Origin of the sequence: Sphingomonas sp., from assembly GCF_050725575.1 — a bacterium.
Taxonomy (GTDB): domain Bacteria; phylum Pseudomonadota; class Alphaproteobacteria; order Sphingomonadales; family Sphingomonadaceae; genus Sphingomonas.
This window is the reverse complement of record NZ_JBOHHW010000057.1, coordinates 14,066-34,775: the sequence shown is the minus strand read 5'-3', so window position 1 is coordinate 34,775 and position 20,710 is coordinate 14,066. Positions and strand designations below refer to the sequence as shown.

Sequence of the window (20,710 nt, the reverse complement as noted above, 5' to 3'; positions counted from 1 at the left end):
CTCAGGAGTGGAAACGGCCACCGCGTGAGTGGGCCGAGGCAAAGACCCAGTTCGCCGTGATCTTCGGCGAGCGGTTCGTCATCTGATGACGAGAACGGCCTCGCGCACAAAATATCGGACAGTCCCCTCGCATGGAGCTCGATACCATCGGCCACGACCCTATACCTGCCGCGCGCTTCGCCTTGCCGGCAGAGCCTCTCAAGCTCGAAGACGTAAGAAAAAACATGGGTGCTTCGGCGCAATGATCCGAATGCCTGCCCATTGTGTACGGGCACTTGAGCCGCCAGCCCGCTAACCACCAATCTCGGTCGTTTCCGCTCATGGGTTCAGGAAGATCGGCTGTCTATCACGCGGCGCAATTGCCTCGCCCACACGCGTTTCAATTTCGCGTCATTCTCCCTAGATAGTGCCCATGACTCCAAAGCATCTCGGCCAGACCAGCGCGCTCCCCTCTTCTCCCGAGGAGGCGGTGCTCGACTATGTGCCCAATCCGCGCCCCGGCCGGCCCTATCTGGTGCGTTTCACCGCGCCTGAATTCACCTCGTTATGCCCGGTCACATCGCAGCCCGATTTCGCGCATCTCGTGATCGATTATGCGCCCGGTGCGACGATCGTCGAATCCAAGTCGCTCAAGCTGTTCCTCGGCGCCTTCCGCAATCACCAGGCATTCCATGAGGATTGCACCGTCGGCATCGGCGAGCGGCTATTCTCCGAAATGGCGCCGGTCTGGCTGCGAATCGGCGGCTATTGGTATCCGCGCGGTGGCATACCGATCGACGTGTTCTGGCAGTCGGGCGAGCCGCCCGTCGGGCTTTGGCTGCCCGGTCAGGACGTGCCGGGGTACCGCGGACGCGGCTGAGTCCACTCGACTCGTCGCAGAATCCGTTCATCCGGCGTCAAGATTGATCTCGATCAGGGTGATTCACTTGTTGCGCTGCAGCATACCTGCAACCATATTCAAATCTGGCCGTTCGGAGAAGGCATGATGGGGTGAAAGACCCCCTGGCACACTCGGAAGGATTGAAATGTCGCTCCTAAAGCAAGCCGTAGCGTCTATCGATCACCTTGCCCTGATCGGCAACTTCCTGCCGCGTAAATGCGGCCTTGCAACATATACTACGGACACATTTACGGCTCTTAAGGGCCGTTACCCGGATCTTCGGGTCGATGTCTATGCGATGGACGATCATCCCGGTCTGTACGACTATCCGCCCGAAGTGACCGGCAGCATTCCGCAGCAGGAGCGAGTCGCCTATCTCGACACCGCTCGCGCGATCGAGAAGAGCGGCGCCAAGGCGATCTGGCTGCAGCACGAATATGGCATTTATGGCGGGGCCGCGGGTGAGCATATCCTCGCGCTGCTCGACCGGGTGTCGATCCCGGTCATCGTCACGCTCCACACCATCCTCGAAAAGCCCAGCGCCGACGAGCGTCGCGTGATGGAGGGGCTGTTGCGCCGTGCCGCACGGGTGATCGTGATGGCCGAAAAGGGCCGCGAGATCCTCGAGCGTGTCTATGCCGCCAATCCGCGTTCGATCGTGATGATTCCACACGGCGTGCCCGACCGCGATTTCGTCGATCCCAATAGTCTGAAGGCGCAATTCGGCTGGGAAGGGCGCCAGACCGTGCTGACCTTTGGCCTGCTCGCGCCCAACAAGGGCATCGAGACGATGATCGAGGCGCTGCCGGCGATCGTCGAAGCCAATCCCGACGTGCTTTATGCCGTGCTAGGCGCGACTCATCCCAATCTCGTCGCGCATGAGGGCGAGAAATATCGCGACCGGCTGAAGGCGTTGACCGAGGAACTTGGCGTCGCCGCCAATGTCGAGTTCATCGACGCGTTCCTCGAACATAATGAGCTGATCGATTATCTGCAGGCATCGGATATCTACGCCACGCCCTATGTGAACCCGGCGCAGATCACCTCGGGCACGCTGTCCTATGCGATCGGCGTGGGCAAGGCAGTGGTCTCCACCCCCTATGTCCATGCCACCGAGATTCTGGCCGATGGGCACGGCGTGCTGGTCGATTTCGGCGACAGCGCGGCGTTCGCGCGCGAGATCAATGCGCTGCTCGGCAGCGAGCGCAACCGGGTCAAACTGTCGGAGCGGGCCTATGCGCGCGGCCGCACGATGATCTGGCCGGTGCTGGCGGAAACCGCGATGCGCGAGATCGAGGCGATGGTGGCGGCCAAGCCACGCCGGCTGTCCAAGGCCCAGTCGATCTTTACGCCGCTCGCGCCCGATTTCGCGGCGGTCGAGCGGATGAGCGACATGACCGGCATGCTGCAGCATGCGATCCTGTCGGTGCCCGACCGGCGCCACGGCTATTGCATCGACGACAATGTCCGCGCGCTGATGCTGATGACCGCGATCGAGGATATGGACGAACAGGTCCGTGACAAGTGGATGACGGTCTACGCCGCGTTCGTCCAATATGCGTGGAACCCGGATCATCGCCGGTTCCGCAACTTCATGAATTTCGACCGCACCTGGTGCGAGGATGAAGGGTCGGAGGATTCGAACGGCCGTACGCTCTGGGCGCTTGGCGTCACGGCGAAGCGGGCGACCGCGGCAAAGCATCGCGACTGGGCGGTGCGCCTGTTCGACGAGACCGCCAGCCTTGCCTTCGATCTGGGCAGTCCGCGCGCGCAGGCATTCGCGATGCTTGGCGCGTCGGCGATGCTCGGTGCGCATCCGGGGCACAATCTGGCGCGCAACATCCTCGAACGCTTCTCCAACGATCTGCTCGCGCTGGTCGAGGAAACGCGCCGTCCGGAATGGGAATGGTTCGAGATCGTGCTCGCCTATGACAATGCGCGCCTGCCCGAGGCGCTGATCCGCGCCGGCATGATGCTGAAGCGTGACGATCTGCTTCAGACCGGCCTGTCGACGCTCGACTGGATCACGCAGCAGCAGACCACGCCGGAAGGGCGCTTTCGCGCGATCGGCACCGAGAGTTTCGGGCGGCCTTATGCCGATCCGCTGCCGTTCGACCAGCAGCCGCTTGAGGCGCAGGCGACGATCGATGCCTGTGCCGCCGCGTTCAAGGCGACCGGCGAGCGGCGCTGGGTCGAAGAGGCGGTGCGGGCCTATCGCTGGTATCTCGGCCAGAATGATCTCGACCTGCCGCTTGCCACCGCACAGGATGGCGGCTGTTTCGACGGGCTGATGCCAACCGGTCTGAACCGGAATCAGGGCGCCGAGTCGATTTTGGCGCTGCAATTGGCCTCTTGCGCCATTTCGGGGCTTTCAAAGGCAAGCGAAAGCGTGGCAGGACCGGAACGCGCCGTCGCATAGCCTCGCTAACGACGCCGCTTGGCGTTGCACGCGAGGCTCAACTTGGTCGATATCTTTCGTCACTCATTGCGGCTCTATGCCGATCCGTCGCGCGTCGTGGTGCGGCCTTTCCATCTCGCCTGGGGCGGGAATGGCGGGCATCGCACCGAGCGGCTGGTGCGCGAAGTGCTTGAGATGGACAGCGCGCAGACCCGTGCCGAGCTCGAGACGGTGCTCAAGGATTTCGAGGCGCGTCACTGGCAGACGCGGCGCGTGTTCATGACTCGCTATGACGAGATCGAGGAGATGCTTGGTCTCGACGGCAGCGAGATCGGCGATGAGAAGCGCCAGCTGATCGGCGCCTATTTCTGCCATGAATACAGCTATGCCGCCGCCGCGCTGATGAACCCCAGCGCGGTGCCGCATTTCGACCAGTCGGGTATGCCCAAGGGGTCGATGCGCATCCTGATGTCCTTACGCGCGGTGGGTGAGGGGCATATCTCCTCGGTCGCCTTTCGCGAGGGGATCATCACCTCGAAGAACGAGATGAAGCTCGCGCCCGAGCCGCCCTTCGCCACCGCGACCGATGCGGTCGGGATGGACGAGGAGGAGATCCCGGAAGGGCCGATCACGGTCTATCGCCACCGCGATTCGACTCTGTCGGGCACGGTGATCTTCCCGATCACTGCGGCGCAGTCCAAGGGGCTGGAGGATCTGCGCCTGGTCCATTTCACGCATGATGATGGCAGCGTCGAATGGCTCGGCACCTACACTGCCTATAACGGGTCGAAGATCCAGTCGGAGCTGATGCGCACGCGCGATTTCCGCGCTTTCGACCTGGTGCCGATGACGGGAGCGGCGTCGCGCAACAAGGGGATGGGCCTGTTCCCGCGCAAGGTGAATGGCCAATATATGATGATCGGCCGGCAGGATGGCGAGAATCTGTTCCTGATCAAATCCGACACGCTGACCAATTGGGACGAGGGCGAGAAGCTGCTCGAACCGCATTATCCGTGGGAGCTGGTGCAGATCGGCAATTGCGGTCCGCCGATCGAGCTGGACGAGGGCTGGCTGCTGCTGACCCACGGCGTCGGCGCGATGCGCAAATATTCGATCGGGGCGGTGCTGCTCGACAAGGACGATCCGTCCAAGGTGCTTGGCCGCACCAGCCAGCCGATCCTCGCCGCCGCCGACCAGGACCGCGAAGGCTATGTGCCCAATGTCGTCTATAGCTGCGGCGCGATCCGGCACGGCAATACGTTGTTCGTGCCCTACGGCGTGGCCGACAGCTCGGTCGCGTTCGCGTTCATCCCGATCAGGGAATTGCTCGCCGGGATGACGCGCTGAGGATCAGTTCTGGCTGACCTCGATCCGTCATCCTCGCTTTTGCGAGGTGATGGATGTCGCTTCAAATCATGGTCCGGCGCGCGCTACCGCGCCAGCCCGCGTGTCCGGTTGTAGAGCAAGGCAATGAACGCCGCGAACAGCACGGGCGCGGCATACATGGCGATGGGGGCGAATCCCTCGCCGACCACGGCGAGTGGCGCATCGATCGGCGGGATTGGCGAGCCGCGGTTGAACCAGGCGACGATGCCGGCAAAGGCCACGCCGAACAGGCTCTCGCCGACGATCAGGCCAGTCGCCGCCAGCGTGCCGAGCCGCTCGGCGAACTCGGGATTGGACGCGCGTTTCGCCCAGCGGTCGTAGAAATGGCCGATTACGGCGCCGATCGGGATCAGCAGGGTGAGCGCCATCGGCAGATAGATGCCCATGCCGACCGCAAGCGGCGGCAGGCGCATCTTGCCGGTCCGGCCAAGCAGTTCGTCGATGATGATCACGACCACGCCGATCCCGGCGCCGATCGCGATCAGGCTCCAGTCGAGATCGCCGCCGAGCACGCCCTTGGCGAGCGAAGAGATCAGCGCCGCCTGCGGCGCGGAGAGCGCGTTGGGACCGGCATTGGGCATGCCGACGAAACCAAGCGTGTTCTTGAGCAGGTCGAGTACCAGCGGGATGACCAGCGAGCCGAAGATCACGCCCATGACCAAAGCGACCTGCTGCTTCCACGGCGTCGCGCCGACCAGCTGCCCGGTCTTCAAATCCTGGAGATTGTCGTTGGAGATGGTGGCGACCGAAAACACGATCGCGGTGGTGAACAACGCATAGGCGATCAGTGCGTTGGTGCGCGCGACATCGGTCGAATAGCCGAAGATTGCCACCAGCAGCAGCGACGCGCCGAGCACGGCGAGGATCCCGACGCCGGACACGGGCGAGTTCGATGCGCCGATCAGGCCGGCCATATAGCCGCAAATTGCCGCGATCAGGATACCGACGATCAGGATATAGAGCACGGTACCGCCGATCACCGCGAGCGGATATTCATGCACCGGGCCGCCGGCCGAGAAACTCCACAGCAGCCAGGCGATCGGCGGCAGTGTGAGCAGGATCGATGCGCCGACGATGCCGATCGGCAAGTCGCGTTCGGTCAGGTCGAGGATCGATCCGCCGGCGCGCGCGCGCGACGCGGCCATTGCCGATCGCAGCCCGCCGATGATCGGCCCGATGATCCGCAGCAGCGACCAGACCGCGGCAACGCCGATCGTGCCGGCGCCGATGAAGCGCACCTGGCTGCGGAACACGGTGTTGACCACCGCATCGACCGGATCGGCAAAAGCGTTGAACGAGGTGAGATACGGCACCAGTCCGGCCCAGGAAATCACCAGGCCGAAGAACATCGCCGCGCCGACCGACAGGCCGACCAGATGGCCGACGCCGATCAGTGCCATGGAATAGCTGGTCGAGACGCCGGTCGCGCTGCCGCCGATCTTGAAAGTCTTCGCCGCCTCCGCTGCGACCAGCTTCATCGAGGCGAGCAGTGCGAACAGTGCCGAGATCACCGAGCCGAAGATGATGACGCGCAGGCCCTTGGCATTTTCCTGGTCGCCCGCGACGGATTCGGATCCGACCTTGAGCACTTCGGCCGCCGCCACGCCTTCGGGATAAGGCAGGTCCGATCCGGTGACGAGCGCACGGCGCAGCGGGACCGAGAACATCACGCCGAGGATACCGCCCACTGCGCAGACCGCGACCGTCGTCCAATAGGGAAAGCCCGTCCACCAGCCGACCAGGATCAGGCCGGGCAGCACGAAGATGATCGCCGCCAGCGTCCCCGCTGCCGAGGCGATGGTCTGGACGATGTTATTCTCCAGAATGTTCGAATTCTTGAAGAAGCGCAGCACCGCCATCGAGATCACCGCCGCCGGGATCGAGGTGGCGAAGGTCAGGCCGACCTTCAGCCCGAGATAGACATTGGCGGCGGTGAACACGACGGTGATCAGCGCGCCGAGAATGATGCCGCGGATGGTGAGCTCGGCAAGCGGACGGCCTGGCGGAGAAGCAGTGGCAGCGGCTGCGGCGGGGGCGGTGGCCATGAAGGGTTACCCTTGAGAGATGGGGAGGATGCCCGGGATCGCGGCCACAGCGGCAAGGGCCGGCGGCGATGAAGCGAGAGAGCAAAGCGTCATGCCGCACCGTGGCACAATCGTAACGGCTTGTGACAGGATTTTTTAGCGCCCCGTTTTTCAGCGCCCGTTCTTCAACGCCCCGTTCTTCAACGTTGGGCGATCCGGGCGGGCGGGCTCTGCGATGCGGGCGTGTCGGCCGTCATGCTCGCGACCAGCCGCTCGAGCCGCTCCCGGTCGGTCCAGTCGATTCCCCAGCTGATCGCGATCCCGGCGCACAGACCGAAAATCGCCACTCCAGCCAGGGCGGCTAATCGGGGCCGCCTTCGGCGCGGCGCCGACGTCGCGCGCCGATCGCGCACGCGCGGCTTCTTGCGGTGAAACTCCCGATCATGCCGCATGGTCCCGCGCGCCCCTGTTTGGACGCGATCCTAAGGCGGCACTGGTAACCGGAATGCTAAGAGACTGCGATCAATCGAAGAAAAGATAACCGGCATCGAAATCGGCAAAATCCTTCAGCGCGTCCCAGTCGAGGATCCTGACCAGGCCCTGGCGGAACTCGACCAGGCCCCGCTCGCGCAACTGTCGTAGCATGCGATTGGCATGGACCGCGGTCAGCCCGGTCGCATCGGCGAGGTCGATCTGTGTGACCGGAAAGTCGAATTCCAGGCCGCGCGTCATGCCGATCCGTTCGATTCGCATGAACATCTCGCAGAACAGATGTGCCAGCCGCACGGCAGCGGAACGCGCGCCGATCGAGACGATCCATTCGCGATTGATCGCCGCATCGACCAGCGTCGATCGCCACAACAATTCGGTCAGCGCCGCCGATCGCTCGGTGAGCGCGCGGATCTCGACATGCGGGAAGGTCGCGATCGTTACCGGGGTCAGCGCGGCGACCGAATGTTCGAGCCGCTTGAGCGGATAGCTGTGCAGGTCGACGAAATCGCCCGGCACATGGATGGCGAGGATCTGGCAGCGCCCTTCGGCGGTATCCTTGAAGCGCTCGATAAAGCCGTTGAGCAGCAAGGTGCACTGGGTGAGCGGCGCCTGCTCGCGCACGATGATGCGCTTGGCGGCAAATTCCTGCGTCCGGGCGGCCGCTGCTTCCAGTGCGGCGGCATCCTCTTCCGACAGAATTGGCTTGCGATGGGTCTGGAGGAACAGCCGAGTGATCATCAAACTCTCCGGGCACCGGAACGCACGGTGCGGTGCGACGTTAATAGTCTCTGACGCCTGGAGAAAACAGCGTGACCAGCAAGGCACCGCACAATATCCCGACCGAAGCCACGGCGGAACAGGGCGAAGTGATGCTTGACGGTCCGGATGGTCTCGCCGTCTCGTTAACGCCCGATGCCGCAAGGCGATCCGCCGAGCGCATCGCACGCGCCGCGCAGGAGGCCGGGGATCAGTCGCGTAGTGCCGAATCTGCCACTGACGGCGCGCCGGTTGACCGCCACCGGCTGTAGATTCTATGAAGGCCGGGTTCACCCCCGGAGTGGTTCATGAAGGAAATTGTCGCCCGCTGATCGCCGACCCGGAAGCTTGCTTCCGGTGGATCGGCATCGTGCGTAGCATCGCCCGGCCGGCACTTTCCCGGTCGGACGGATTACTGCGTCGGGCCAACCCCAGTTCCGGGGTCAAGATTTCCAATGAATATCTCGAAATACGAACAGCGCGTGCTGCACGCGCTGGCTCAGGGTGGGCGCATCGTCCATCGCTGGGACGATGCCGACAAGCGGATCGTTGCGATCGACTGTTTCACGCGTGAAGGGCACCGCCTGGCGGATTGCTCGCTCGCATTGTTCCGCCGTTTGCGCCGGCGCGCACTGATCGCGAGCATGGGCGGCCAGCCCTATCGCATCACGCGTCTCGGCCTGGCCGCGGTGCGGGCGCAACTCGACAACCGTTGAGCGCGGGCGCTGAGCATTGGCGCTGGATGCGAGCGGGCCGGGCGGCAACGCCCGGCCCAAAGCGTTAACCGCCTGTACGAGCGCCCCGTTAACCCTGCGGACTTATGGTCGCACCATGTTCAGCCGTCTCTTCCGCAGCCGATGGGCCGCGCTCTTCTGGGCGTGCGGCATCCTGTGGACGGCGGTCGACGTCGCCGGCTATGCGCCCGCCGCGAAGCCGGCTTCCGCGGACAATGCGACCGAAGATGCGCTCGGCGTCGCCGTCAACAATGGCGATCTCGCGATTCTCGCCAATGCGATGGGGACCGGCGGCTAACGCTATTTCCCTGCGAACAGGAAGGCGACTGCACCGACCAGGCACACCAAAGCGCCGAGATGGCGCCAGCTGACCGGCTCGCCCAGCACCGTCACCATGAAGATGCCGAAGATGAGCAGCGCGATCGCTTCCTGCGTCACTTTCAACTGCCCGCCGCTCCAGCCCGCGGCATAGCCGATCCGGTTGGCTGGCACGGCGAGGCAATATTCGAATAGCGCCACGCCCCAGCTGATCAGGATGACCAGCAACAAGGGTTTCTCCATCCCGCCCTTCAGATGCCAGTACCAGGCAATGGTCATGAAGATATTGGACGCGACCAGCAGCAGGATCGTCGGCATCGCATCAGGTCTCCGGCGCGCCGGCGGGAATCACCCGGCTCTGGGTGTGGGCTTGAGTTCAGCGCTCCTGATATGCCAGCTTTTTTGTGCTGCGGTCGCACCGTCGATATCGCCCACCCGGTGGAGCGTCACCTTGCCGAGCATATAGACCGGCTTCGCGCCGGCCTTCAGCCGGCCATAGATTTGCACCGGCACGGTGACGTAACGCTGGCCCGCGCCCGCATCGACATCGCCCGGCGCACCGATATTGGCGTGATATTCGCTATATTTGGCGAAGCTCGCGGCAAAGGCATCGGCGCCCATGCCCGATGCCTTGCCGCCATCGTCCCACAAGGCCCAGGCCTGGCGGTACTTTCCCTCGCCGAGCAGCGCGTAATAGGTCTGCACGACATTGGCCGCGCCCTGCGCGCTGTCGGGGGGTAAGGGCGCTTCGGACACTGGCGTGCGATCATCGGGCAGGCCGCCAGGCTCGCCCGGGGCCGGCGGATTAAGCGGCTCGACCGCAGCGTCGGGCGTGGCGGCCGGCGCCGGGATTGACCCCGGTGCCTCGGTCGTCAGGTTCGATGTCTCGTCGGTCGCATTGGCGGCATAGCTGTCGATACTGTTCTGCGCCTGATTGGCGGCCGAGTTGATATCGACCGCGTTGCCGGTGGGCGGGGTGTCTGGCGCACACCCGGCCAGCAACAAGGGCAAGGCGAAAATCAGGCGCATGGCGGGCCTCGTCATGGTCTGGAAAGGAATCGTCTTAACGCAGATCAATCCCTCCCAGTTCCGTGGAAAAGCGCCGAATTCAGAGGTCGCCGAACTTTGCGTAACGCTCGTTGCCGACAAAGCCGAGCCGGGTCACGCCGGCACGCTTGATCGTCGCCAGCGTCTGGTCGAACCGCTCATACCGCGCGGTGGCGGCGGCACGGATCTGCAATTGGGCATTGTCTTCCTTCATGAATCCGGCGAGCCGCGCCGGCAGCGCCGCGTCGGCGATCGGCGCACCGTCCCAGGCAAGCGAGCCATTGGCATTGAGATCGATGCGGTGGATGGCCGCCGTCAGGGGGTCTTTAACGGGACCCTGCGGAGGCAGATCGACCGGCACCTTGTGCGTCATGATCGGGATGGTCAGGATCATCATCACCAGCAGGACGAGTAGCACATCGATCAGCGGCGTGATGTTGAGGTCGGAAAAAGGCTCGGTATTTTCACTGCGAGCCGGACCATATTTTATCGCACGAGCAGCCATGGCAACCTCCTGTCAGACAAAAGATGTTACAACGTAACATGATTCAATCTGTCCGCAAGGGGCTTCAGCAGCTCTCGTATTTCCAGTTGCGGCGCTTGCCGTCGCGTAGCCATCCGATCGCTTCGGCAACGCGCTTTGCCCTGGTTTCGGGGCGCTTCGCGTCACCGATCCATTCGCAATATTCGCGACGGGAGCTTGGCGGGAAATTGGCGAAGGTCGCAGCGGCAAGGTCGTCATCAGCCAGCGCCTCGACGAGTTCGTCGGGGACCTCCGCCTCGGGCTTGGGCGGCCGTGCGGCGCGGGTCCGTCCGCCGGCACCCGCATCGATCAGCGCCGCGGCCTCGCGGATCATCGCATCGAACGCGACTTCATCGGGCAGGTCGCCGATCGTGGCGAGCTTGCCGAACTGGCCCATCGCCTCGCCCTCGCGCCCGGTGGCGAGCGCCTCCCGTTTCCAGAAACCGAAACTCGCATGCGCCTTGAACGCGGCCATCCCGGCGAGCGGTTTGCCGTGATAGATGAAGCTCGGCATGCCCCATTTGATCGTCTCCTCCACCTCCGGCAGCACGGCATGTAGCCGCTTGCGGCACCAGATGAGGATGGGCGGCGCGAAGGGGGCGCAGGCGGCGATATAGGCATCGACGCGGGGATCGGTCGGCATGACGTGCTCCTGTTGCACGCCTATGCTGGACCGACGACGCGGGTGCGGTCAATCCGCAACGCCTCGCGGCTTCGCGGAGCGCCGTCGGGCGCATTTCGGGACGGACTTTTCAGCGCGCGGCAGACTCAAGGTTTCGCAGACTCAGGGTTTCGCAGACTCAGGGTTTCAGCGCGGCGTCGTCGGCATCGGTCAGCTCGTCGTCATCGTCGAGCGCGTCATCGTCGAAATCTTCCTGCAGATCGTCCTCGTCATCATCGTCTTCGTCGGTGACATCCTCGTCATCGTCGTCGCCGATTTCGTCGCTGCTCATTTCGAGATCGTCATCATCCTCGTCATCGCCGGTATCGGGCATCAGGTCGGTCAGGATCGTGCCGTCGGTTGGCCCGTCGCGCGTGACCTCCAGGATCTCGGCGCGCTGGCTCTCGTCATAGCCTTCCTCTTCGAACCCGTCATCGCCGGTGCCTTCGCCCGGCACCTGATAGCCGCCCATCGTCATTTCTGCTCTCCCGTCCGGCGCGATAGCCGGTTGGGTTTCGAACGGCGGGGCAGGGGCGAGAGTTCCATCGCGGCGCGACAAACACCTTTTCAGGTGGGTCGAAACAGCCGCCCGCGCTCGACGATCGCGACGATGACCAGCGCAACCAGCCCGGCGGTAAAGAAGCCGAGATAGAGCGGCACGGTCGTGCCGTCGAAACTCTGCCCGATCAGCGCGCCGATCAGCGCACCCGCGGTGACGGTGATGAAACCCTGCACGCTCGATGCGGTGCCGGCGATATGGCCCATATTCTCCATCGCCATCGCGCCGAAATTGGCGGTGGCCAGGCCGAAACAGCCCATCATCAGCGCCTGCAGGACGGCAAAGCTCCACAGCGATTCATATCCTGCCCAGGCGATCGCCAGATGCGTGCCGGCGAGCAGGATCAGCACGGTCAGCGCGGTGTGCGAAATGCGCCGCGTGCCGACCCGCATCACGATGCGCGAATTGAGCAGATTGGCGACCGCCATCGTCCCCGCCGTTACCGCAAAGACGATGACAAGCAGGTCGGGCCGGTGAAACGTGTCGAACAGGATCTGCTGGATCGAGTTGATATAGCCATAGAGCCCGCCGAGCAGCGCGGTCGAGGCAAGCGTATAGCCGATCGACCAGCGGTCGGTGATTGCCAGCCGGAAGCCGTCGAACAGCCGTCCTGCCGACAGCGGCATGCGGTCTTCCTCGTGCAGCGTCTCGGGCATCCGCCACCAGAACCACAACAGGATCGCGGCGCTGACCGCGGCGATGCCCCAGAAGATCAGTCGCCAGCTGCCGACCAGCAGGACCCCCTGGCCGAAAGTCGGGGCGATCACCGGCGCGGCCATGAAGACGATGAAGGCGAGGCTCATCACCCGCGCCATCGCCCGGCCGGAATAGCAGTCGCGCACCAGCGCGATCGTCACCACGCGCGACGCGGCGATCGCCGTCCCGCCGACGAAGCGCGCGATCAGCAACAGCATGAAGCTGCCCGAATAAGCTGCGACCACATTGGCGATGACATAGGCGGCGAGCGCCGCGCCCAGCACCGGCTTGCGGCCATAGCGATCGGCGAGCGGGCCATGGACCAGCTGCGCGACGCCGAAACCGATCAGGAAGACGGTGATGACGAACTGGCGCTCATTGTCGGTCACGATGTCGAGCGAGCGGCCAATCGCCGGAAGCGCCGGCAGCATCGAATCGATGCCGAGCGCGGTCAGCGCCATCAACGCCGCGATCAGCGCGACGAATTCGCGGAAACCGAGGGGCGGCGTGTCGTGCTGACGTGTTTCGGGGCCGGGTTGAGTCGCGTCCATGCGGCTGCCCTTCGCAGATGCAGCACAGCAGGTCACCCCCCGATCGCCCCTCCACGGAACCGGCGCGCCGTGCCGATGATTATGGTATCAGGCCGCCAGGGCCATCCTGACGGTCCTCAAGGAGGAAACGGACATGAGCATATTCGGCGCAATCAAGGACGCCATTTTCGGTCATGACGAGGCGCCAGCGGCAGCCGCGCCTGCCGCCCCTGCAGCACCGGCAGCCGCAGCCCCGCCGCCACCGCCCGCCGCCAAGCCTGCCCCGAGCCGCGAAGCGATCGAGGCGGTACTGGCCGACCGCGCGGCCGCACGCGGCGAAACGCTCAACTACAAGACCTCGATCGTTGATCTGATGAAGGCGCTGGGGCTCGATTCGAGCCTTGATGCGCGCAAGAAGCTCGCCACCGAACTCGGCTATACCGGCGACCAGAACGACAGCGCGACAATGAATATCTGGCTGCACGAAAAGACCATGGAGCGGTTGCTCGGCTAATCGCTTGACGCCAAAACTTGACGAACATCATGGCGGGCTTGTAGTGTGTTGCTTTGGTATAACACTCTTGGAGGCCCGCCATGCTTCGTCTTGTCGTTGCGCTGATTCTCGCCCCGTTGCTGGTTGGGCCGCTGGCCGCCTGCGACTCCAGCGGTGAAGGCACCTCGATCACGATCAACGCGGTCGATTCGGACGGCAACATGGTTGCCGGGGTCGACAAGAATGGCCAGATGTCGGTCAACGTCCCGGGTTTTTCCGGCAAGATCAGCCTGCCGAAGATGAAGCTCGATGCCGGGGATTTCGATCTCAACGGCGTCAAACTCTATCCCGGATCGACCATTTCCACGATGAACATCGATACGCGGGACGGCGGCAATAGCGGGAAGGATTCGGGGAATGTCCGGATTAGCTTCGACAGCCCCGCCACGCCCAAGGCGGTACAGGATTGGTTCCTGCAGCGGCTCAACGGGGATGCCGGCTTCAAGGTGAAGGTGGATGGCGCCGGACTGACCGGCACTACCGACGACAATAAGCCCTTCAAGCTCGAACTGGCGCCGGTGGGTGCCGATCATGCCAGGGGCACGATCATCCTCAGCGACCAGAAGTGATTCCGCCCGGCCGGGGCAAAAAATTTAATCGGCGCGAACCAGGTCCGGCTCCGGCAACGCCGCCGGGGCCGACGGGGTGCGGCTTGGTTCCAGATCCGCCCACCATGCGCCGATCGCGTCGATCAGCGGCACCAGCCGCCACCCGGCCTCAGTCAGGGCATAATCGACGCGCAGCGGATATCCCTCATGCTCGGTACGGCGCACGATCCCGGCCGCCTCCAGTTTGCGCAGCTCAAGCGAAAGGATGCGGTGCGACACAGTCGGATTGTCGCGCTGCAAATCGCTGAACCGCTTGGTGCCTTCCTTCAGATAATAGAGCAGCAATGTGGGCCAGCGACCGCTCAGCACCTGCATCGCCCCCGCGATTGGGCAGCGTGAGACGACAGTTTTCATGAGCGCTCCGTCTGGTTACAAAATTGTGCGTAATTTACTTGGGCCCCTGAGCGCCTAGATCAAGCCTCGCTGCGCAGCGACGTACCTCCACATCAGGAACAGCCAATGGAACCGATACTCGTCTATGGCTTCCCGCTGGGAAGCTCGATGGGGCTTGTCGCCGCGTTTGAATTGCTCGGCCAGCCCTATCGCCTCACTCGTGTCGACATGCTCGCCGATATGAAGAACGACAGCTATGCACGCCTCAACCCGCGGCAGGAGACTCCGGTCCTGATCACCGATGACGGGCGGATCTTGACCGAAACCATGGCGATCGCGGCCTGGATCGAGGCGCGCGATATGGAGCGGCGGATCAGCTTTGTCGCCGGTACGGCCGGGGCCGATCGCCTGCATCAATGGGTCGGCTTCATCAACAGCGGCTTCACCGGCGCGTTCAGCCCGTTATGGGCCGCGCTCGAAATGAGCCCGCCCGAGCCGGACTTTCAGACCGCGCTGCGTCGTTACGGAAGAGAGGCAGTCGCCAACCGCCATGCCAAGCTGGAGGCGGCGCTTGGCGACACGCCGTTTCTCGCCGGCGATCGGCCGACCCTGGCCGATCTGGTGCTGGTCGGCGTGGCGCGCTGGGCCGAATATCATCAGGCCGTCGACCCGGCGGATTATCCGCGACTGGCGGCATTGCGTGGCCGGATCGAGGCCTTGCCCGCGGTGCGCTTCGCCTTGGCGATCGAGGATGGGGAAAGCCCCGTCGGTACTGGAGTCATGCTCGGGCAGGTACCGCTTGGCGAGGTGATCGAGCGCTTCGGCGGAGCCGTTTAAGGAGCCGGACTGTTCGTTCGGCGTTGGGCTTGTTATCTAGGTCGATTGAAGCCCCATATGGACGAACAGCCATGCTCGATACTCCCGCCGCTCAGGTGCCCGCGCTCTCGCTCAATGACGAAGCGGCCGACCCCAACGCCTTTGCCGCAGCCCTTGGCGGATCGTTCGAGCGTTTCGGCTTCGCGGTGATCGCCGATCACGGCATTCCCGCCGATCTGATCGAGCGCGCCTGGGCCGAAACCAGGAAATTGTTCGAGCTGCCCGAGGCGGAGAAGCGCGCCTATCACACGCCGGGCGGCGGCGGCGCACGCGGCTATACGCCGTTCAAGACCGAGATCGCCAAGGGCGCGAGCCAGGTCGACCTCAAGGAATTCTGGCATGTCGGCCGCGAACTGCCCGCGGGGCACCGCTTCGCCGCGCAAATGTCGCCCAATATCTGGCCGACCGAGCCGGCTGGCTTCAAGCCGGTGTTCCTCGAGCTGTTCGAGGCGTTCGACCGCGCCGGCGACCGGCTGTTGTCGGCGATCGCGCGCCATCTCGGCCTTGCGCCCAACTGGTTCGACCATGCCGTCGGCGACGGCAATTCCGTGCTGCGCCTGCTGCATTATCCGCCGATCGCGCTCGATGCCGAAGGCGTGCGCGCCGGCGCGCATGAGGACATCAACCTCATCACGCTGCTGCTCGGCGCGGAGGAGGCAGGGCTTGAGCTGCTCGACCGCGACGGCAAATGGCTCGCGATCAAGCCGCCCGAAGGTGCGATGGTGGTCAATGTCGGCGACATGCTGCAGCGGCTGACCAACCATGTTCTGCCCTCGACCACGCACCGCGTGGTCAACCCGCCACCCGAGCGGCGCGGCGTGTCGCGTTACTCGATGCCCTTCTTCCTGCATCCCGCGCCCGATTTCCTGATCGAGACGCTGCCGGGCTGCATCGATGCGGATCATCCCAATCGCTACCCGACCCCGATCACGGCGCACGACTATCTGCACGAGCGGCTGGTCGAGATCGGCCTGGTCAAGAAATGAGCGGCGTCAGGTGCCTGACGCGCGCCTGACCCGGCTCGATGCGCATGACGACGGCGTCAATGCCTGGAGCATGGCGCATATCGCGCCGCCGGCGGCGCTCGCCGGGCTGATTCACGGTTATTGCGACTATGCCGAGCGCACTGGTGGCTTCACCGCGCGCCGCGAACTGCCGCATGGCGACGGTGTGATGATCGTCAATCTCGGCGATCCGATCACCATTGTCGGCGGCGACGGCCAGATTCTCGACCTCGGCACGGGCGAGGCCTTTGTGGGAGGGATCCATCTTCGGCCGGCCTTGTCGCAATCGAACGGCACGCAGCGCGGCATGCATGTCTTCCTGCCGCTCACCACGTTGCGACGCCTGCTCGGGCTGCCGATGCATTTGCTGCTTGACCGGGTCGTGCCACTCGATGCGGTGCTTGGCGTCGCAGCACGGCGGCTCGGTGCCGAACTGGTCGAGGCCCGCTCGGGTGACGAGCGGATCGCGTTGCTCGACGCGGCGCTGATCGCACGAATCACGCAAACCCGGCCGATCGCGGCGATCGATGACCACGCCATCGCTTTGGTGAGCCAGCGTCCCGATCTCGATCTGCGCACCGTTGCCGACCAGGTCGGCTGGAGCCGCAAGCATCTCGCCGACCGCGTTCGCGACACGGTCGGGATTGGCCCGCGCAGCTTTCGCCGCGTGTTGCGCTTCCACCGCGTCACCAGCATCGTCAGCGCGGCGCCCGAGCCGGACTGGGCCGGGCTGGCGCATGATATCGGTTATTGCGATCAATCGCATCTGATCCGCGAGTTCCGCGAATTTGCCGGGATCACGCCCAGTGCTTTCGTCGCACGCCTTGCCGGAGCAGGCGGCGGGCTGATCGAGCATTGAGGTGTGTTTGATCCAATACGGTCGTGGCCGGACGCGCTAGCCCGTCGGAACAACCCGAGGAGCCTGTCATGCGACACGAACTGATTCCCAATCTGCGCTATGCCGATGCGGCACGCGCGATCGACTTTCTGTGCGACGCGTTCGGTTTCACGCGTCATGCGGTGTTTGCCGATGACGAGGACCCGGCGATCATCCACCATGCCCAGTTGCTGTGGGAGGACCGGATGATCATGCTGTCTTCGGTCGTCGACAGCCCGTTCGTGCATGGCGGACGAATCACCACTGTCGCTCAGGCCGGCGGCGCGACCATGTCGCTCTACCTGATCGTCGCCGATGTCGATGCGCATGCCGATCGCGCCCGTGCGGCGGGGGCGGAAATCTTCCTCGAGCCGGTCGACCAGGATTATGGCGGGCGCGGTTATTCGGCACGCGATGTCGAAGGCAATGTCTGGAGCTTCGGCAGCTATGATCCATGGGCGGTCACCTAGAGCATCGCACGTCTAATCAGATACAGATTAAGTATTTGATATATAATGAATATATGAGTTAATCGCCGGGGCGATGGCGGAAAAAGATGTGACACAACCGGTGTCCCATATCTCCCGCCGCTCGCCTCGGTCCTGTCTCCCGCAGTCCTGTCGCGGGTGGCGATTCAACCATGGCACAGAAGCGATCATGGCATCCTTGGCCGGACTTATTCCGGCGCGCTCTTTTTGATTGTCGGAAAAAAACGGCATCGCTTCGCGGCCTCCAGCGCAATGGTCATGCGACCATGGCTTGCCTTGCCGGAAAGATCGGCTAGGCCGCGCCCGGAAAGGGTGGCCCAAATGACCAAACCGCTACGTATCGCTCTCGCCGGACTCGGCACTGTCGGCGGGGGCGTGATTCGGCTGATCGATGCGAACAATGCGCTGATCGCGCGTCGCGCCGGTCGGCCGATCGAGATCGTGGCCATTTCCGCGCGCGACCGCGCCAAGGATCGCGGCGTCGATCTGTCGCGCTTCGCCTGGGTCGACGACACGACCACGCTTGCGCATCATGAAAATGCCGATGTGGTGGTCGAACTGATCGGCGGATCCGACGGCCCCGCTCTGGCGCTGGCGCGCTCGACTCTCGCGGCGGGCAAAGGTTTCGTCACCGCCAACAAGGCGATGATCGCGCATCACGGCCTCGAACTCGCCCGCGCCGCCGAAAAGGCCGGCGCGGCGCTGAAGTTCGAAGCGGCGGTCGCGGGCGGCATTCCAGTGATCAAGGGCCTGCGCGAGGGGGCGGCCGCGAATGAAATCGCGCGCGTCTATGGCATCCTCAACGGCACCTGCAATTTCATCCTCAGCAAGATGGAGGCCGAAGGCCGCGACTTTGCCGAGGTGCTGGCCGAGGCGCAGGCGCTCGGTTTTGCCGAATCCGATCCGACCTTTGACATCGACGGCATCGATGCCGCGCACAAGCTGTCGATCCTTTCCAGCATCGCCTTCGGCACTCAGCCGGCATTTGGCGATGTGGTGGCGAGCGGCATCCGCCACATCATCGCTGCCGATATCGCCGAGGCGGCAGCACTCGGCTATCGCATCCGCTTGCTCGGTTTTGCGGAGGATGGCCCGCACGGCCTGTTCCAGCGCGTGCACCCGCATCTCGTGCCGGTCAGTCATCCGCTCGCTCATGTTACCGGGGCAACCAATGCCGTGGTGGCGGAGGGGAATTTCGTCGGCCGCCTGCTGTTCCAGGGCGCCGGCGCGGGCGATGGCCCGACCGCCTCGGCGGTGGTCGCGGATCTGATCGATATCGCGCGCGGCGAATTCGGGCCGGCCTTTGCCATGCCCGCCGACGCGCTTGCCTCGCATGCACCAGCCGATAGCGGCGATCGCCGTGCGCGCGCTTATGTGCGCTTCACCGTGACCGACAAGGTCGGCGTGCTGGCGGAGATCGCCGCGGCGATGCGCGATGCCGGCGTGTCGATCGAAAGCCTGATCCAGCGCGGCGCAATGCCCGATGGCAGTGTGCTCGTCGCGATCGTGACGCATGAGGGGCCGGAACGCAGCGTCGCCCAGGCGCTGGAAAAGCTGCGCGGATCGCAGAGCCTGGTCGGTCAGCCGATCTGGATGCACATCCTCAGCTGAGACGCTTTCCTGCTCGTTCCAAGCTGTATCGCCTCAGCCACCGTCCGGTTTCGTCGCGTCGTTTTTTTCTCCGGTGTTCGCTTTGGCAGGAGGGGGCAGATCATCGAGCGGAATGGGGATGCGGCCTGACTTGTCCGGGTGTTTGGCGAGCGCGCCCTTGGCGAGCCCGACCAAGCCTTGCACCATCGGTATGATTGGCGGCCCGAAGCCGACGGTGCAGCCACCCATTTGCGTGGCGCAGGGCGCAGCGCTTGCCGCCAGCGCGCCCACGCCGGTGCGATTGGGGTTGGACGGGCGAGGGCCGTCGGGAACGGCCTCATTGGGAAGCGGCAGGCGTTGGTTGGGCAGCGGATCGGCGCAAACCAGGATGTCGTCACCCGTCGCCGCGGGGCGACAAGGTTCGTTCGCGACTGGTACCAGAATCGACCAGCGTTGCGGGGCGTCCCCGGCGGGCGGCTTTTCCGGGCCGGGGGCTGCCTGAAGCAGGAGTGCGAGCAGGATCATGGCGCGATCGGCCGTTCGCCGCCGAGCTGCACGCCGCGCGTGCCGACCGAGACCCCGGCCATGCCGCATCCGACGAGGAAGCTCGATTTCTCCGCGCAATTGTTGCTGCGCGCGAGCAGCCGTTCGCGCTCGGCCGGCACGCCCTCGTTCTTGGGATCGCCGGGATCGGGCAGGATCAGCGGCACGCGGTAAAGATCAGCGCGGCGGCGATCGCACACCAATATCTCGTCCGGATCTGTCGAGGCGGCGCAGCGCGGGCCGACGGCGGTCAGCGCGCGATACTGCTCAAGCGCCGTGCCGTCGGGCGCGGCTTCAACCGGGCTCGCCTGGATGAGAATCAACAACAGCGCGCCCAGCATCGACATCGCCTCCGGCCAGCGCGCAGAATGCACGCCGCCGGCTCGGACGCAAGCCGGATCGGCGTCAATCGCGCCGGGCGACGCCGAGCCGGGGAATCTCGATCGCCGGGCAGCGGTCCATCACCACTTTCAGCCCTGCCGCTTCGGCCCGCGCAGCGGCTTCTTCGTTGATCACGCCAAGCTGCATCCACACCGCTTTCGCACCGACCGCGATCGCCTGATCGACTGCTTCGCCGGCGGCGGCCGAGTTGCGAAAGATGTCGACCAGGTCGATCGGATCGCCGAGCTGGGCGAGTTCGCGGAACACGAACTCGCCATGGATATGCTCGCCGGTGATCTGCGGATTGACCGGGATGACACGGTAGCCATGGCCCTGCAGCATTGCCATCACACCGTAGGACGGACGATTCGGCCGGTCCGAGGCGCCGATCAGCGCGATGGTCCGCGTTTCCTCAAGCAATGCCTTGATGTCCTCGTCATGAGTCAGCGGCAC

Annotated in this window: 26 protein-coding genes; 13 read left to right on the top strand and 13 right to left on the bottom strand. The window is 64.4% G+C overall.

Annotated features, from left to right (window positions below; all coding sequences use genetic code 11):
• Positions 1-412 precede the first annotated feature (412 nt).
• The 3 genes from queF (at position 413) to ACRECS_RS24125 (ending at position 4,625) form a co-directional block, all read left to right on the top strand.
• Positions 413-859, top strand: coding sequence for a preQ(1) synthase (gene queF, locus ACRECS_RS24135; protein ID WP_431585516.1), 447 nt, complete (start codon positions 413-415; stop codon positions 857-859).
• A 166-nt stretch (positions 860-1,025) separates the two neighbouring features.
• Complete coding sequence (locus ACRECS_RS24130) at positions 1,026-3,299, top strand: glycosyltransferase (RefSeq protein ID WP_431585515.1); 2,274 nt, start codon at positions 1,026-1,028, stop codon at positions 3,297-3,299.
• A 42-nt stretch (positions 3,300-3,341) separates the two neighbouring features.
• Positions 3,342-4,625: a glycoside hydrolase family 130 protein gene (locus ACRECS_RS24125; RefSeq protein WP_431585514.1), complete on the top strand. Its 1,284-nt coding sequence runs from the start codon at positions 3,342-3,344 to the stop codon at positions 4,623-4,625.
• 83 nt (positions 4,626-4,708) lie between these two features.
• Here ACRECS_RS24125 and ACRECS_RS24120 read toward each other — a convergent pair whose 3' ends face one another.
• The 3 genes from ACRECS_RS24120 to ACRECS_RS24110 form a co-directional block, all read right to left on the bottom strand.
• Entirely contained in the window at positions 4,709-6,709 is a 2,001-nt protein-coding gene (locus tag ACRECS_RS24120; RefSeq protein WP_431585513.1) for an OPT family oligopeptide transporter, read from the bottom strand.
• A gap of 179 nt (positions 6,710-6,888) precedes the next feature.
• Complete coding sequence (locus ACRECS_RS24115; RefSeq protein ID WP_431585512.1) at positions 6,889-7,140, bottom strand: hypothetical protein; 252 nt, start codon at positions 7,138-7,140, stop codon at positions 6,889-6,891.
• Between the two features lie 70 nt (positions 7,141-7,210).
• Complete coding sequence (locus ACRECS_RS24110) at positions 7,211-7,918, bottom strand: Crp/Fnr family transcriptional regulator (protein WP_431585511.1); 708 nt, start codon at positions 7,916-7,918, stop codon at positions 7,211-7,213.
• A gap of 71 nt (positions 7,919-7,989) precedes the next feature.
• Here ACRECS_RS24110 and ACRECS_RS24105 point away from each other — a divergent pair, with 71 nt between their 5' ends.
• The 3 genes from ACRECS_RS24105 to ACRECS_RS24095 all read left to right on the top strand — a co-directional run bounded on the left by ACRECS_RS24105 (position 7,990) and on the right by ACRECS_RS24095 (position 8,968).
• Positions 7,990-8,208, top strand: a complete 219-nt coding sequence (locus ACRECS_RS24105; protein WP_431585510.1) for a hypothetical protein — start codon at positions 7,990-7,992, stop codon at positions 8,206-8,208.
• A gap of 183 nt (positions 8,209-8,391) precedes the next feature.
• Positions 8,392-8,652 (top strand): YjhX family toxin, encoded by a 261-nt coding sequence (locus ACRECS_RS24100; protein WP_431585509.1) that lies wholly within the window; start codon positions 8,392-8,394, stop codon positions 8,650-8,652.
• 115 nt (positions 8,653-8,767) lie between these two features.
• On the top strand, positions 8,768-8,968 hold the full coding sequence (locus tag ACRECS_RS24095; protein ID WP_431585508.1) for a hypothetical protein: 201 nt from the start codon (positions 8,768-8,770) through the stop codon (positions 8,966-8,968).
• A 2-nt stretch (positions 8,969-8,970) separates the two neighbouring features.
• Here the strand turns inward: ACRECS_RS24095 and ACRECS_RS24090 are convergent, their stop codons facing one another.
• From ACRECS_RS24090 to ACRECS_RS24065, 6 genes are all read right to left on the bottom strand, one after another.
• Complete coding sequence (locus ACRECS_RS24090; protein ID WP_431585507.1) at positions 8,971-9,306, bottom strand: DMT family protein; 336 nt, start codon at positions 9,304-9,306, stop codon at positions 8,971-8,973.
• 30 nt (positions 9,307-9,336) lie between these two features.
• Positions 9,337-10,017 (bottom strand): hypothetical protein, encoded by a 681-nt coding sequence (locus ACRECS_RS24085; protein ID WP_431585506.1) that lies wholly within the window; start codon positions 10,015-10,017, stop codon positions 9,337-9,339.
• 79 nt (positions 10,018-10,096) lie between these two features.
• Complete coding sequence (locus ACRECS_RS24080; protein ID WP_431585505.1) at positions 10,097-10,540, bottom strand: ExbD/TolR family protein; 444 nt, start codon at positions 10,538-10,540, stop codon at positions 10,097-10,099.
• A 64-nt stretch (positions 10,541-10,604) separates the two neighbouring features.
• Positions 10,605-11,201: a YdeI/OmpD-associated family protein gene (locus tag ACRECS_RS24075; protein WP_431585504.1), complete on the bottom strand. Its 597-nt coding sequence runs from the start codon at positions 11,199-11,201 to the stop codon at positions 10,605-10,607.
• 157 nt (positions 11,202-11,358) lie between these two features.
• The gene (locus ACRECS_RS24070; protein ID WP_431585517.1) at positions 11,359-11,691 is read right to left on the bottom strand and encodes a DNA primase; all 333 of its coding nucleotides are present in this window, start codon (positions 11,689-11,691) and stop codon (positions 11,359-11,361) included.
• Positions 11,692-11,786: 95 nt separating this feature from the next.
• The gene (locus ACRECS_RS24065; protein ID WP_431585503.1) at positions 11,787-13,025 is read right to left on the bottom strand and encodes a multidrug effflux MFS transporter; all 1,239 of its coding nucleotides are present in this window, start codon (positions 13,023-13,025) and stop codon (positions 11,787-11,789) included.
• 133 nt (positions 13,026-13,158) lie between these two features.
• Here ACRECS_RS24065 and ACRECS_RS24060 point away from each other — a divergent pair, with 133 nt between their 5' ends.
• Positions 13,159-13,518: a DUF3597 domain-containing protein gene (locus ACRECS_RS24060; protein WP_431585502.1), complete on the top strand. Its 360-nt coding sequence runs from the start codon at positions 13,159-13,161 to the stop codon at positions 13,516-13,518.
• 80 nt (positions 13,519-13,598) lie between these two features.
• Positions 13,599-14,126: a hypothetical protein gene (locus tag ACRECS_RS24055; protein ID WP_431585501.1), complete on the top strand. Its 528-nt coding sequence runs from the start codon at positions 13,599-13,601 to the stop codon at positions 14,124-14,126.
• A gap of 24 nt (positions 14,127-14,150) precedes the next feature.
• On the opposite strand, the gene ACRECS_RS24050 is transcribed toward ACRECS_RS24055, so the two are convergent.
• On the bottom strand, positions 14,151-14,519 hold the full coding sequence (locus tag ACRECS_RS24050) for a winged helix-turn-helix transcriptional regulator (RefSeq protein WP_431585500.1): 369 nt from the start codon (positions 14,517-14,519) through the stop codon (positions 14,151-14,153).
• 105 nt (positions 14,520-14,624) lie between these two features.
• On the opposite strand from ACRECS_RS24050, the gene ACRECS_RS24045 reads away from it, so the two are divergent.
• From ACRECS_RS24045 to ACRECS_RS24025, 5 genes are all read left to right on the top strand, one after another.
• A complete protein-coding gene (locus ACRECS_RS24045; RefSeq protein WP_431585499.1) occupies positions 14,625-15,335 on the top strand; it encodes a glutathione S-transferase family protein in 711 nt (236 codons plus the stop codon).
• A 71-nt stretch (positions 15,336-15,406) separates the two neighbouring features.
• On the top strand, positions 15,407-16,360 hold the full coding sequence (locus ACRECS_RS24040) for an isopenicillin N synthase family dioxygenase (protein ID WP_431585498.1): 954 nt from the start codon (positions 15,407-15,409) through the stop codon (positions 16,358-16,360).
• A 10-nt stretch (positions 16,361-16,370) separates the two neighbouring features.
• Positions 16,371-17,237, top strand: coding sequence for a helix-turn-helix domain-containing protein (locus ACRECS_RS24035; protein ID WP_431585497.1), 867 nt, complete (start codon positions 16,371-16,373; stop codon positions 17,235-17,237).
• 68 nt (positions 17,238-17,305) lie between these two features.
• Positions 17,306-17,725, top strand: a complete 420-nt coding sequence (locus ACRECS_RS24030) for a VOC family protein (protein ID WP_431585496.1) — start codon at positions 17,306-17,308, stop codon at positions 17,723-17,725.
• 339 nt (positions 17,726-18,064) lie between these two features.
• Positions 18,065-19,354 carry a homoserine dehydrogenase gene (locus tag ACRECS_RS24025; protein WP_431585495.1) on the top strand — a complete coding sequence of 430 codons (1,290 nt, stop codon included), beginning with the start codon at positions 18,065-18,067 and terminating at the stop codon, positions 19,352-19,354.
• A 33-nt stretch (positions 19,355-19,387) separates the two neighbouring features.
• Here the strand turns inward: ACRECS_RS24025 and ACRECS_RS24020 are convergent, their stop codons facing one another.
• Genes ACRECS_RS24020 through ACRECS_RS24010 form a run of 3 tightly spaced genes read right to left on the bottom strand, consistent with a single transcriptional unit; the run spans position 19,388 to position 20,710 of the window.
• Positions 19,388-19,858 carry a hypothetical protein gene (locus ACRECS_RS24020; protein WP_431585494.1) on the bottom strand — a complete coding sequence of 157 codons (471 nt, stop codon included), beginning with the start codon at positions 19,856-19,858 and terminating at the stop codon, positions 19,388-19,390.
• On the bottom strand, positions 19,855-20,223 hold the full coding sequence (locus ACRECS_RS24015) for a hypothetical protein (RefSeq protein ID WP_431585493.1): 369 nt from the start codon (positions 20,221-20,223) through the stop codon (positions 19,855-19,857). The genes ACRECS_RS24020 and ACRECS_RS24015 overlap by 4 nt, the downstream gene beginning before the upstream one ends.
• 58 nt (positions 20,224-20,281) lie before the next feature.
• On the bottom strand, positions 20,282-20,710 hold the full coding sequence (locus ACRECS_RS24010; RefSeq protein ID WP_431585492.1) for a CoA-binding protein: 429 nt from the start codon (positions 20,708-20,710) through the stop codon (positions 20,282-20,284).

What these genes read in the sequence shown, in the direction of transcription:
- queF (WP_431585516.1), top strand. Translation starts at nt 413, where the DNA reads ATGACTCCAAAGCATCTCGGCCAGACCAGCGCGCTCCCCTCTTCTCCC.
- ACRECS_RS24130 (WP_431585515.1), top strand. Translation starts at nt 1,026, where the DNA reads ATGTCGCTCCTAAAGCAAGCCGTAGCGTCTATCGATCACCTTGCCCTG.
- ACRECS_RS24120 (WP_431585513.1), bottom strand. Translation starts at nt 6,709, where the DNA reads ATGGCCACCGCCCCCGCCGCAGCCGCTGCCACTGCTTCTCCGCCAGGC.
- ACRECS_RS24115 (WP_431585512.1), bottom strand. Translation starts at nt 7,140, where the DNA reads ATGCGGCATGATCGGGAGTTTCACCGCAAGAAGCCGCGCGTGCGCGAT.
- ACRECS_RS24110 (WP_431585511.1), bottom strand. Translation starts at nt 7,918, where the DNA reads ATGATCACTCGGCTGTTCCTCCAGACCCATCGCAAGCCAATTCTGTCG.
- ACRECS_RS24100 (WP_431585509.1), top strand. Translation starts at nt 8,392, where the DNA reads ATGAATATCTCGAAATACGAACAGCGCGTGCTGCACGCGCTGGCTCAG.
- ACRECS_RS24095 (WP_431585508.1), top strand. Translation starts at nt 8,768, where the DNA reads ATGTTCAGCCGTCTCTTCCGCAGCCGATGGGCCGCGCTCTTCTGGGCG.
- ACRECS_RS24090 (WP_431585507.1), bottom strand. Translation starts at nt 9,306, where the DNA reads ATGCCGACGATCCTGCTGCTGGTCGCGTCCAATATCTTCATGACCATT.
- ACRECS_RS24085 (WP_431585506.1), bottom strand. Translation starts at nt 10,017, where the DNA reads ATGCGCCTGATTTTCGCCTTGCCCTTGTTGCTGGCCGGGTGTGCGCCA.
- ACRECS_RS24080 (WP_431585505.1), bottom strand. Translation starts at nt 10,540, where the DNA reads ATGGCTGCTCGTGCGATAAAATATGGTCCGGCTCGCAGTGAAAATACC.
- ACRECS_RS24075 (WP_431585504.1), bottom strand. Translation starts at nt 11,201, where the DNA reads ATGCCGACCGATCCCCGCGTCGATGCCTATATCGCCGCCTGCGCCCCC.
- ACRECS_RS24070 (WP_431585517.1), bottom strand. Translation starts at nt 11,691, where the DNA reads ATGGGCGGCTATCAGGTGCCGGGCGAAGGCACCGGCGATGACGGGTTC.
- ACRECS_RS24065 (WP_431585503.1), bottom strand. Translation starts at nt 13,025, where the DNA reads ATGGACGCGACTCAACCCGGCCCCGAAACACGTCAGCACGACACGCCG.
- ACRECS_RS24060 (WP_431585502.1), top strand. Translation starts at nt 13,159, where the DNA reads ATGAGCATATTCGGCGCAATCAAGGACGCCATTTTCGGTCATGACGAG.
- ACRECS_RS24055 (WP_431585501.1), top strand. Translation starts at nt 13,599, where the DNA reads ATGCTTCGTCTTGTCGTTGCGCTGATTCTCGCCCCGTTGCTGGTTGGG.
- ACRECS_RS24050 (WP_431585500.1), bottom strand. Translation starts at nt 14,519, where the DNA reads ATGAAAACTGTCGTCTCACGCTGCCCAATCGCGGGGGCGATGCAGGTG.
- ACRECS_RS24045 (WP_431585499.1), top strand. Translation starts at nt 14,625, where the DNA reads ATGGAACCGATACTCGTCTATGGCTTCCCGCTGGGAAGCTCGATGGGG.
- ACRECS_RS24040 (WP_431585498.1), top strand. Translation starts at nt 15,407, where the DNA reads ATGCTCGATACTCCCGCCGCTCAGGTGCCCGCGCTCTCGCTCAATGAC.
- ACRECS_RS24030 (WP_431585496.1), top strand. Translation starts at nt 17,306, where the DNA reads ATGCGACACGAACTGATTCCCAATCTGCGCTATGCCGATGCGGCACGC.
- ACRECS_RS24025 (WP_431585495.1), top strand. Translation starts at nt 18,065, where the DNA reads ATGACCAAACCGCTACGTATCGCTCTCGCCGGACTCGGCACTGTCGGC.
- ACRECS_RS24020 (WP_431585494.1), bottom strand. Translation starts at nt 19,858, where the DNA reads ATGATCCTGCTCGCACTCCTGCTTCAGGCAGCCCCCGGCCCGGAAAAG.
- ACRECS_RS24015 (WP_431585493.1), bottom strand. Translation starts at nt 20,223, where the DNA reads ATGTCGATGCTGGGCGCGCTGTTGTTGATTCTCATCCAGGCGAGCCCG.